Annotated in this window: 6 protein-coding genes and 2 pseudogenes; 2 read left to right on the forward strand and 6 right to left on the reverse strand. The window is 71.6% G+C overall.

Annotation, left to right across the window (positions count from 1 at the left end):
- On the forward strand, nt 1-335 hold a 335-nt coding region (locus AOK15_RS34260; RefSeq protein ID WP_167738891.1), incomplete at its 5' end, for a TerD family protein.
- A 176-nt stretch (nt 336-511) separates the two neighbouring features.
- Here AOK15_RS34260 and AOK15_RS34265 read toward each other — a convergent pair.
- The 5 genes and pseudogenes from AOK15_RS34265 to AOK15_RS34285 all read right to left on the reverse strand — a co-directional run bounded on the left by AOK15_RS34265 (nt 512) and on the right by AOK15_RS34285 (nt 7,893).
- Entirely contained in the window at nt 512-1,531 is a 1,020-nt protein-coding gene (locus tag AOK15_RS34265; RefSeq protein ID WP_055522214.1) for a 1-aminocyclopropane-1-carboxylate deaminase, read from the reverse strand.
- 218 nt (nt 1,532-1,749) lie between these two features.
- Nucleotides 1,750-2,388: pseudogene (locus tag AOK15_RS34270) on the reverse strand (GntR family transcriptional regulator); the annotation flags it as partial.
- A gap of 107 nt (nt 2,389-2,495) precedes the next feature.
- Nucleotides 2,496-4,079: a TROVE domain-containing protein gene (locus AOK15_RS34275; protein WP_055522215.1), complete on the reverse strand. Its 1,584-nt coding sequence runs from the start codon at nt 4,077-4,079 to the stop codon at nt 2,496-2,498.
- A gap of 507 nt (nt 4,080-4,586) precedes the next feature.
- Nucleotides 4,587-6,058, reverse strand: a pseudogene (locus tag AOK15_RS34280) (alkaline phosphatase PhoX).
- A 284-nt stretch (nt 6,059-6,342) separates the two neighbouring features.
- The gene (locus AOK15_RS34285) at nt 6,343-7,893 is read right to left on the reverse strand and encodes a hypothetical protein (protein WP_055522216.1); all 1,551 of its coding nucleotides are present in this window, start codon (nt 7,891-7,893) and stop codon (nt 6,343-6,345) included.
- 369 nt (nt 7,894-8,262) lie between these two features.
- Here AOK15_RS34285 and AOK15_RS34290 point away from each other — a divergent pair, with 369 nt between their 5' ends.
- The gene (locus AOK15_RS34290; RefSeq protein ID WP_055522217.1) at nt 8,263-10,089 is read left to right on the forward strand and encodes an endonuclease/exonuclease/phosphatase family protein; all 1,827 of its coding nucleotides are present in this window, start codon (nt 8,263-8,265) and stop codon (nt 10,087-10,089) included.
- 22 nt (nt 10,090-10,111) lie between these two features.
- On the opposite strand, the gene AOK15_RS34295 is transcribed toward AOK15_RS34290, so the two are convergent.
- Nucleotides 10,112-10,855, reverse strand: coding sequence for an SRPBCC family protein (locus AOK15_RS34295; RefSeq protein WP_055522218.1), 744 nt, complete (start codon nt 10,853-10,855; stop codon nt 10,112-10,114).
- Nucleotides 10,856-10,928 lie beyond the last annotated feature (73 nt).

Raw genomic sequence — 10,928 nt, forward strand, 5'->3', positions numbered from 1 at the left:
ACAACCTCACCGGTGAGGGCGGCGGCGACGACGAGGTGATCGTGGTCGACCTCGGCCGGCTCCCCCAGGAGGTCACCGGCCTGGTCTTCACGGTCAACTCCTTCTCCGGCCAGAAGTTCACCGAGGTCGCCAAGGCCTACTGCCGCCTCCTGGACGCCGCCACCGGCGAGGAGCTCGTCCGCTTCGACCTCACCAACGCCGAGGCCCAGACCGGCGTGATGATGGCCAAGCTCATCCGCCAGTTCACCGGCGAGTGGGAGATGACGGCCATGGGCGACTTCGTGAAGTCCCGCACGGTCCGGGGCATGGTGAAGCCGGCGGCCCAGTCGCTCTGACCCACCGGCGACGAGGGCGCGAACGGGAACGAGAAGAGGAAGGGGCGGATCCGGGCCGACCGGATCCGCCCCACATCTCGTCACGCCATCACGTCGTCATCTCACCACGACGTCATCTCACCACCACGTCATCTCACCACCACGTCACCATGCCGTCTCGTCATCGCGTCACGTCGTCACTGGATGACGCCGCTGTACGCGTTCAGCGCGGGCTGGCCGCCGAGGTGGGCGTAGAGGACGGTCGAGTCCGCCGCGATCTCGCCGCGTTCGACGAGGTCGATCATCCCGGCCATCGACTTCCCCTCGTAGACGGGGTCGGTGATCATGCCCTCGGTGCGGGCCGCGAGCTGCATGGCGACGAGGGTGGCGTCGTCAGGGACGCCGTAGATCCCGCCGTGGTAGCGCTCGTCCAGCTCCACGTCCGCCTCGGTCAGCTCGCGCTTGACGCCGATGAGTTGACCGGTGTGGTGGGCGATGCGTGCGATCTGGGCGCGGGTGCTGTCGGGCTTGGCGGAGGCGTCGATGCCGACGACCCGGCGGGGCCGTGCGCCGGCCTCCTCCAGGGCGGCGAAGCCGGCGACCATGCCGGCCTGGGTGGAGCCGGTGACCGAGCAGACGATGACGGTGTCGAAGAAGACGCCCAGCTCCCGCTCCTGCTCGGCGACCTCGTACGCCCAGGACGCGAAGCCGAGGCCACCGAGGGGGTGGTCGGAGGCGCCGGCCGGGATGGCGTACGGCTTGCCGCCCGCCTCCTCGACCTCCCTGAGCGCCAGTTCCCAGCTCTCCTTGAAGCCGATGCCGAACCCGGCCTGGACCAGCCGTACCTCCGCGCCGGCGAGACGGCTGATCAGGATGTTGCCGACCTTGTCGTACACGGCGTCGGGCCACTCCACCCAGCTCTCCTGCACGAGGACGCACTTGAGTCCGGCGCGGGCGGCGACGGCGGCGACCTGGCGGGTGTGGTTGGACTGCACCCCGCCGATGGAGACCAGGGTGTCGCAGCCCTGGGCGAGCGCGTCGGCGACGAGGTACTCCAGCTTGCGGGTCTTGTTGCCGCCGTAGGCGATACCGGAGTTGCAGTCCTCCCGCTTGGCCCACAGGGAGGCGCCGTCGAGATGGGCGGTCAGGCGTTCCAGCCGGTGCACCGGCGAGGGCCCGAAGAGGAGCGGGTAGCGCTCGAAGGAAGCAAGGGACACGGGTCCTCCCGGGGTCAGTGGTCCACGCCGGTGGCGGGCTCTACGTCGTCGACGGCGGCATCGGCGGGGAGCCCGCCTTCGGATTGGGTGGTGGCGGGCGCGGCGTCGGAGCCGGTCGCGGGTGAGGCCGCGGGTCCGGTCGCGGGTGAGGCCGCGGGCCCGGTGACAGGTGGGGTTCCGGGTCCGGTGACAGGTGGGGTTTCGGATCTGTCCGGTTCGTCGGCGAGGGCCGCCAGGCCGCGCCAGATCTCCGCGGTGACGGTGACCGCCTCGTCCGTGTCACCGGCGGCACAGGCGTCGATCAGCCGGTCGTGCAGTCCGGCCGAGCGGCAGTTGCCGCCCTCGCCGAAGCGGCGTCGCTCCAGGCGGCGGATGAGCGGGGTGTAGCGGGCGACGGTGGCGGCGGCCGCGCGGTTGCCGCTCACCCGGACGAGGACGTCGTGGAGTTCGTCGTCGGCGTCCAGGGCGGCGTCGACGTCGCCCGCGCGGACGGCCGCCGCGAACCGTTCGTTGGCGGAGCGCATCGTCTCCACGTCCGCCGCGAACAGCCGGGGCACGGCGACCCGCGTGGCCAGCTCGTGCATCGCGCCGACCACGGCGGCGGCGTCGCGCACATCGGCGGCCACCACCGGCGTCACCCGTGTGTAGCTCTGCGGTTTGCTCTCCAGCAGGCCCTCGTCCACCAGCCGGGAGAACGCCTCCCGCACCGGCGCGCGGGACAGTCCCAGCAGCTCCGCGAACTCGGCGTCGCGCACCACCGCACCGGGCTCGATCTCCCCGGCCACGATGGCGTCCCGGATGGCGAGGTAGGCGCGGTCCCTCAGCAGGGTGCGGCTCACCGGTCGTATGGCCTCCATGAACTGAAATGTTAGATGTCAGTTCGGGACGCGAACAAGAGTGTGGCCCGTGTCCCTGCTGGGACACGGGCCACACTCAGGGCGTTCTCACGCCCCCTCCCCCGTCGTCATCGGCTCCACGGCCAGTCGGCGTTCCGTGCCGCCTCCAGCAGCGGGACCATCCGGAACGCCGCGTCCGAGAGGCCGCCGAAGGTGTGGCGGTTCGCCGTGCCGGAGGGGCCGTGGCCCGCCCGGTGACCGGCGAGGTTCCAGGTGTAGACCGGCACATGGGCCGGAACCTGGGCGGTGGGGTCGCCGTAGTGGCTGTAGGTGGCCTGCTCGTCGGTGACGATCAGCACCCGGTCGTGCTTCCGGTAGTGCTTGCGTACCGCCTCCGTGGTGTCGGTGCCCCCCAGGTCGCCGAAGCGCTCCAGGATCTTCAGCACCGACTCGCCCTTGCGGTACGGCACCCGTCGGCTCTTGGTGCCGAACTCGACGAGATCCGCGTCCGCCGCCCGCAGCGCGAGCGCCGCACCGAAGATCGCCGCCGCGTCCGCGTAGGTGAGGGACGAGCGGTCCGTCAGCCGCGAGGAGAACATCGAGCCCGAGCGGTCGACCAGGACCAGGGTCCGGCCGGGCAGCGCGGGCACGTTGGCCAGCGAGTGACCGAGCGCCTGCTCCAGCGGGTACGCCCAGCGCAGCGACGGCGCGTGCCGGTACGCGGCGAGGTAGCGGAACGGGAACTGCCGCGACCGCGCGACCTCGACCGGGTCGCTGATCTTCGCGGCGACCCGAGCCGCGACCTCGTCGGAGACCCCGGCCTCGTCGAAGTTGCGCAGGTTCCGCACGAGCGCCATGGCACCCATGGACGGGATGACGGCCTCCCAGGCCGCCTGGTCCATGGGGCCCTGGAGCCAGCCCGCCAGCGCCTCCCAGGTGATGCCCGCGTCCGCGAGCCGCTGGGCACCGCCCGAGCCGGTCACGACCTTGCGGCGCTTGGCGGGCCGCAGGGCCATCAGGTCCCGGTGGGCCGCGAGCACGGGCAGCGACTTGGGCACGACCGCCGTGTCCGGGTGGTGCCGCCGGTCGAGGGCGTACTGGAACAGGTCGCCCTGCCACGGCTTGTCCGGGTCGGGCGCCGCGTGCACCAGGTTGAGGATGTCGCCGAAGCGGTAGCCCTTGGACGCGGTGTCGTACTTCAGCAGCGACTTGGGGTGGTAGAGCCGTCGTACGGCGTCGGCGACACCCCGCTTCACCGGCTTGGGGAGGGCGCGGCCGTAACGGGAGGTCCAGTACGCGAGCAGCTCGCCGGGCTCGTCCGGGCGCCGGAGCACCGAGTCGATGACCTGGCGGTTGGTAGGGCCGTGGGTGACGCCCGCGTCGAGCCGTGCCTTCACGTACTCGGCGGCGCCCACGAGGGAGGCCGTGCGGAGGTTGCCCTCGCCGCGCAGCCAGCCGAGCAGGCCGGCCGTCCACTCCGGGTCGGTGACGGCGAGACGGCGGACGAGCGCGGCGAACCGGTCGTCCCGGTCCTCGGCGGACTCGTAGAACGTCTTCTGGGCGACGAAGTTGGCGATCGAGAGCAGGAACAGCTCCGAGCGCTCGTCCCGCTCCTGGCCGCGACCGCCCTGGTGGGTGCGGAGCACGCGTCCCGTCGAGGTGACGCGCGACGTGGGCCGCGCGCGAGTGCTCTTGTTGTTGAAGCGCGCCATGGTGAATTCCCCCGCATTCCTCCGCACGTTGTGCGTGACTTTGCTCGGAGGGAGGCGCGACAGAAGGAAGGTGTCCGAGGTCGAGGTCGGCGGCGGCGCTATAACAGGCGCGTCTGCCATTCCGCCACATCGGCCGTGGCCGATGACGGGATTCGAACCCGCAGGAGGAAATTCCTCACCAGTTCCCGAAGTATCCGCTGCCTGCGCACCGGGCACCCACCTTGTGTCGCGCCTCCCGAGATCAAGGTGGCGGCGGCGTGGATTCTTTTTACAGAAGAAGGAGCCGCAGCCCGCGCACCGGGAGGTGCATGAAGTTTTGGGTGTCCAGAGATCGAATTCGGCGGAACCGACGTAGGTGCTCTGCCAACTGAGCTACACCGGCGTGTTGGTGCCGGCGACGGGACTCGAACCCGCGACCTCCCCATTAAAAGTGGAAGTAGGTCCTGCCTTCGCACCTGGACGTGCATCACTCTAGGAGGACGGTCGCGGGAGGGGCGAACGAATTAATTACCGCTTCTGCCGCTTCCAGGGCCCCGTGATGGCGAGCAGGATGCCCGGCGTCTGGATGTTGGCATACAGGGTCTTTCCGTCGGGCGAGAAGGTGACGCCGGCGAACTCGCTGTACTCCGGCTCCTCCTCGGTGCCGATGTTCAGGTCGTTGCGGGCGATCGGATAGGTACGGCCGCTGTCGGTGGCGCCGAACAGGTGCTGGACGCCTTCGCCGTCCTCGGCGAGGACGATGCCGCCGTAGGGGGAGACGGTGATGTTGTCGGGGCCGTCGAGGGCGCCGTCGGCCGACGGGTCCGGGTTGACGCCGAGCAGGACCTTCAGGGTGAGGGTGCGGCGCTTGGGGTCGTAGAACCAGACCTGGCCGTCGTGCGCGAGGCCGGGGCTCTCCGCGCGGGCGTAGGAGGAGACGATGTAGGCGCCGCCGTCGCCCCACCACATGCCTTCGAGCTTGGGGCGCGGGTGATCTCGTCGAACTGCTTGCGCACGGCGACGGTCCGCGCGTCCCGGTCGGGGACGTCGATCCAGTCGACGCCGTAGACGGTGCCGATCCTGGTGGCGCGGGAGAGGTCGTCGACGAAACGGCCGCCGGAGTCGTAGCACTTGGGCGCCTGGAGGACACCCGCGTCGTCGGCGAGGGCGCGGAACCTGCGGGGGCCGTGGGAGAAGCCCTTCGGCGGGGTCCAGCGGTAGAAGAGGCCGTTGGGGCCGGCGGCGTCCTCGGTGAGGTAGGCGTGGCCGCGCCTGGGGTCGACGACGACGGCCTCGTGGTCGTAGCGGCCGAAGAACTTCAGGGGCTTCGGGTCGCGGTTGGCGCGCCGGTCGCAGGGGTCGACCTCGAAGACGTAGCCGTGGTCCATGGTCATGCCGTTGACGCCGGCCCGGTCGGAGTTCTCCTCGCAGGTGAGCCAGGTGCCCCACGGGGTGCTGCCGCCCGCGCAGTTGGTGGAGGTGCCCGCGATGCCGACCCATTCGGCGACCCGGCCGTCGGGCCGGACCTCGACGACCGTGCAGCCGCCGGACGCGGCCGGGTCGTACACGAGCCCCTCGGTGAGCGGCACCGGGTGCGGCCAGTTGGCGCGGGGGCCCTTCAGTTCGTGGTTGTTGACGAGGAGGGTGGTGCCCCGGGGGCCGGGGAACGCGGCGGTGCCGTCGTGCTTGCCCGGGGTGAGCTCGCCGGACTCCAGTCTGGTCCGCCCGCTGTAGGTGAGGATCGTGTAGGTGAACCCGGCCGGCAGCGCGAGGATCCCCTCCGGGTCGGGCACGAGGGGCCCGTAACCCACCCCGTCGTGCCGGTGCGGGCTCTTGCCGTCCGTGCCGTCGAGGTCGGCGCCGCCCGTGTCGTCCGCGGCGGTGTCCGACGAGGCGAGGGCGTTCGGCGCGGTGGCGAGGGCGCCCACGGTGCCGGCCAGCGCGACACCGGCGCCGGTGACCGCGGATCGACCGGCGAAGTCCCTGCGGGTGAGCGACATGCTGTCTCCTGCGTGCGGTGGGAGGCGTGCGGCGGGAGGACCGTGGAGGGTGACGGACCCGAGCTTCGCGCCGCACTGTCCCGCCTTCGCCTGAACGCGGGTTGAACACCGCGGGAGGAGTGGGGGGACCGGGGTTGTCGGGCGAGTGCCCGCCCCTCATCCTGAAAAGCACGGGGCGCAGCCCCGGTCGCTTTTCAGGATGAGGGGAACCGCGCGAGAAACCACACACCACCCGCACCCGCCACAACCACACGCACCCCCGAGCCACCAGGCGCCCGGCAGCCTCACTCCCCCTTCTGCGACCGCGCCTTGAACGCCGCCTTCCGCGCCTCCTTGGCCACCCGCTTGTCCGGATGGATGCGCCCCATCGCCTCCAGCACATCCGCCGTGGCCGGATGCCCCACCCGCCACGCCGCGTCGAAGAACCCCCGGTGCTGCTGCGCGAGCCCCTCCACCAGCCCCCGCAGCTCCGCCGAGTTCCCCTCGGCCGCCAGCTGCGCGGCCACCGTGTCGATGGTCAGCCAGAACACCATCTCCTCGGACGGCGCCGGCACCTGCGCGGCCCCCCGCTCGGTGAGCCACACCCGGGCGAGCCCGCCCAGTTCCGCGTCGTCGAGCACCTCCCGCAGCGCGGGCTCCGCGGCGGCGCCCACCAGGGACAGTGCCTGCTGGCAGCGCAGCCGCCGCAACGGCGCCCCCCGGTCGGCCCCCCGGGCGGCGGCGAGCAACTCGCGTGCGGCGGCCAGCGGTTCATGCCGGGCCAGCCACTGCTCGGTCTCGGCGAGGGCCGCCCCCGGCGGGTAGTCGGCGGTGCCGTCGAGCAGCACGTCCGCGCCCTTGTCGGCGAGGTCCCCGACCGCGGGGGCCACGAGGCCCGCCTCCTGGAGGCGCGCCCGCATCCCGTACAACCCGAGCGGGGTGAGCCGCACCATGCCGTACCGGGTGACATCGGTGTCGTCGACGACCGGACCGCTCCCGGCGCCCCCGGGGGTCGCGGTGTCCCCGGCGGCCGCGTTCTCCTCCGCGTCCGTCATGAGCGCCTCGTCCACGGGCTGGTACTCCACCAGCCCGACCGGCTCCAGCACCCGGAACTGGTCGTCGAGCCGCATCATCGCGTCCGACACCTGCTCCAGGACGTCGTTGGTGGGCTCCCCCATGTCGTCCGGCACGATCATCGACGCGGCGAGGGCGGGCAGCGGCACCGGCCCGTCGCCGGGTCCGTCCTCGCTGACGGTGAGCAGGTAGAGGTTGCCGAGCACCCCGTCGAGGAACTCGGCCTCGGCGTCGGGGTCCCAGTCCAGCTCGGAGAAGTCGATCTCGCCGCCTGACTCCATGGCGTCGACGAGGCCGTCGAGTTCGGGCACGCTCGCGTCGGCCAGCGCGGCCTCCAGCGCGGCGAGCCACACGCCGAGGACGTCGCGGGGCGCGCCGGAGGTGAGGAGCGCGAGCGCGTCGCCGGGGGTGACCGCGCTCCCCTCCTCCTCGTCGGGGTCCACGATCTCGACGAGCCCGGTGTCCACGGCCACCCGCCACGCCTCGCTCGCCAGGGCCGCCGCGTCCTCGGCGGTGACGCCCTCGACGACACCCCCGGTCGCGGTCCCGGCCGCCGTCCCGCTGGTGCCCCCGGCGGCGCCCTCGCCGGTGAGCCCGAGCGCCTCGGCCGCGGCGGGCAGTTGTTCCTCGACGAGTTCGCCCCCGGCGCCCACCCGCGTCTCCGGCCCGGCCCAGCGGGCGAGTCGCGCGGCGCGCGAGAGCAGCGGGGTGGCGAGCGCGTCCCGCGCCAGTTCCGCCTCGGCGCGGAGCCGCACCGGCGGCAGTGGCGAGCTGTCTGACATCGGCGGGGTTCTCCTCGGGGACGAAGACGGCGAGCGGTGTGCGGAACAAGCATCATCGATGGCGAGGCGGCGCCGGTCCGCGCACCACCTCGGCAACCGCTCAGCCTAGACGGATATCCACCCATGCCGCCCGGTTCATGTAACTGACAGGAGTCGGACATGGCCGAAACCTTGACAACGGGCCTGACCAGGCTGGAGATTGACGCGCGTAGAAACTCACGGGTAGCTACGGGGGCGAGACCCCGGCCTCCCCGGACGCCCCTCTCGGGCGTTCCGGCGTTCTACGCGCGTCACACCGCCCCACCGGTATCTGGCCACCCCCCGTCCACCCTCGTCCCGGCGCCCATGTACGTCCCCGGAGGGATTTCCTTGCCGAGCAAGAGAACCGCGCGCATCGGCGCGCTGACCGTCGCCGCCATCTGCTCCACCGTCTCCGCCGTGGCCCTGACCTCGCCCGCGGCGGCGGACACCATACGCATCCACGACATCCAGGGCACCACGCGCACCTCGCCGCTCGTCGGCCAGCAGGTCACCGGTGTCGAGGGCATCGTCACCGGCGTACGGACCTACGGTTCGTCGCGTGGCTTCTGGATGCAGGACACCCGGGCGGACGACAGCCCGGCCACGAGCGAAGGCATCTTCGTCTTCACGAGCTCCACGCCGAAGGTTTCCGTGGGCGACGCGGTCACGGTGTCGGGCACGGTCGGCGAGTTCGTGCCGGGCGGGACTTCGTCCGGAAACCAGTCGGTCACCCAGCTCTCCCGCCCCACTGTCACCGTGGTCTCCAGCGGTAACGCCGTCCCGGCCGCGACCGTCATCGACGCCGCGTCCGTACCGAAGGCGTACGCCCCGGCCGGCGACAGCGCCGCGAACGGCTCGGTCAACGGGCTCACCCTCGACCCCGCCGCCTACGCCCTGGACCGCTACGAGTCCCTGGAGGGCATGAACGTCCAGGTCGCCGACGCCCGTGTGGTCACCGGGACCGACGCGTTCACCGAGCTGTGGGTCACGGTGAAGCCGCGGGAGAACGCCAGCCGCCGCGGCGGCACGGTCTACGGCTCGTACACCTCGCAGAACACCGGCCGGCTCCAGATCCAGTCGCTCGGCGCGGCCGCGGACTTCCCGAAGGCGAACGTCGGCGACGTCCTGACGGGCACCACCGAGGGCCCGCTGGACTACAGCCAGTTCGGCGGCTACACGCTCGTCGCGAGCAAGCTCGGCACCCTGAAGCAGGGCGGCCTGGAGCGCGAGACGACCCGCAAGCAGGCGCGCGGCGAGCTCGCGGTGGCGACGTACAACGTCGAGAACCTGGACCCCTCCGACACCACGTTCGCCGCCCACGCGGCCGCGATCGTGAACAACCTGAAGTCGCCCGACATCGTGGCCCTGGAGGAGATCCAGGACAACAACGGTGCCACGAAGGACGGTACGGTCGCCGCCGACCAGACGGTGAAGAAGCTGATCGACGCCATCGTGGCGGCGGGCGGCCCGGCGTACGACTGGCGCTCCATCGACCCGGTCGACCTCGCGGACGGCGGCGAGCCCGGCGGCAACATCCGTCAGGTGTTCCTGTTCAACCCGGAGCGGGTGTCCTTCACCGACCGCGCGGGCGGCGACGCCACCACCGCGACCGGTGTGACGAAGGCGTACGGCAAGGCCCGGCTGACGCTCTCGCCCGGTCGTATCGACCCGGCGAACGCCGCCTGGACGAACAGTCGCAAGCCGCTCGTCGGCGAGTTCTCCTTCCGCGGCCAGTCGGTGTTCGTCATCGCGAACCACTTCTCGTCCAAGGGCGGGGACCAGGCGCTGCACTCGCAGTTCCAGCCGCCGACGCGCAGCTCGGAGACGCAGCGCCATCTCCAGGCGACCGCCGTGAACACGTTCGTCAAGGAGATCCTGGCGAAGCAGAGGAACGCGAACGTCATCGCCCTCGGCGACATCAACGACTTCGAGTTCTCCGACACCGCCAAGCTGCTGGAGGACGGCGGCGCGCTGTGGTCCTCGGTCAAGTCGCTGCCGAAGAACGAGCGTTACTCGTACGTCTACCAGGGCAACGCGCAGGTCCTCGACCAGATCCTGGTCAGCCCGTCGATCCGCCGCTCGTGCGAGTTCACGTACGACAGCGTGCACATCAACGCGGAGTTCCACGACCAGATCAGCGACCACGACCCGTCGGTGCTGCGGTTCCGCCCGTGACCCGCTGAGGGTTCCGGATCTTTCAGGGCTGGCTGAACACGCCGTTCAGCCAGCCCTTCCATGCCGCCCCGTCGGCCTCGGCGTCGGCACCCGACGCGAAGTCGTGGACGCTGACGCCGACGGGGTGGCCCCAGTGGCCGCGGCCGAAGAAGCGGATGAGGGCGTCGTCGGTGCGCAGCCCGATGAAGTAGGGGTTGCGGTAGTCGACCACCGCGTCCAGGGGCTTCCCCTCGGGCCCCTCCGCCCGGACGCGCGCGCCCTCGGCGGTGTCGTCGGCGAGGCCGAGCGCCCGCGCGACGGCGGTGAACGCGTCGGCGGAGGAGGACGTCTCGGGCCCTTCGAAGGTGGCGAAGGCGGTGACCGGGCGGCCCGCGAAGCGCGTCAGGTACTGGCGCAGGGTGTGGAGGTAGAAGTCGGTGTGGCGGCCGGCGGCGTCGTACTGGTTGTCCCAGTCGTCGACGAAGATGCCGCTGTGCACGTACCGCACCCAGGCGCGGCGGCCCTCGTCGCGCGGCTCGATCGTGTAGTCGAGCTGGTTGAGGGTCTGCTCGGAGATGCCGTCGACGTCCTCCACCCGGTTGGTGTACCGGTGCGGCGGCTCCCAGGCGGTGACCTCGGAACCGAAGGGCCCCTTGCCGCCGACCCGCGGCTCGGGCGCCTCCATCGGCCACAGCCAGCCTCCGGTACCGCTGGTGACGGCGTCCCACACCTGCTCGGGCGTGGCATCGACCTCGAACTCTCGGGCGATCTCGAATTCCTTGGACATGGTGACTCCTGAGTACTACGGGTGCGATGGCGATTCGGGGGCGGGGTCCCCGGCCGGAGATCCGGTCAGGGGG

The organism is Streptomyces ossamyceticus, from assembly GCF_001418475.1.
Taxonomy (GTDB): Bacteria; Actinomycetota; Actinomycetes; order Streptomycetales; family Streptomycetaceae; genus Streptomyces; species Streptomyces ossamyceticus.

Coding starts and splice junctions, on each gene's coding strand:
- AOK15_RS34275 (WP_055522215.1), bottom strand. CDS start 4,079: ATGGCGCGCTTCAACAACAAGAGCACTCGCGCGCGGCCCACGTCGCGC.
- AOK15_RS34285 (WP_055522216.1), bottom strand. CDS start 7,893: ATGTCAGACAGCTCGCCACTGCCGCCGGTGCGGCTCCGCGCCGAGGCG.
- AOK15_RS34295 (WP_055522218.1), bottom strand. CDS start 10,855: ATGTCCAAGGAATTCGAGATCGCCCGAGAGTTCGAGGTCGATGCCACG.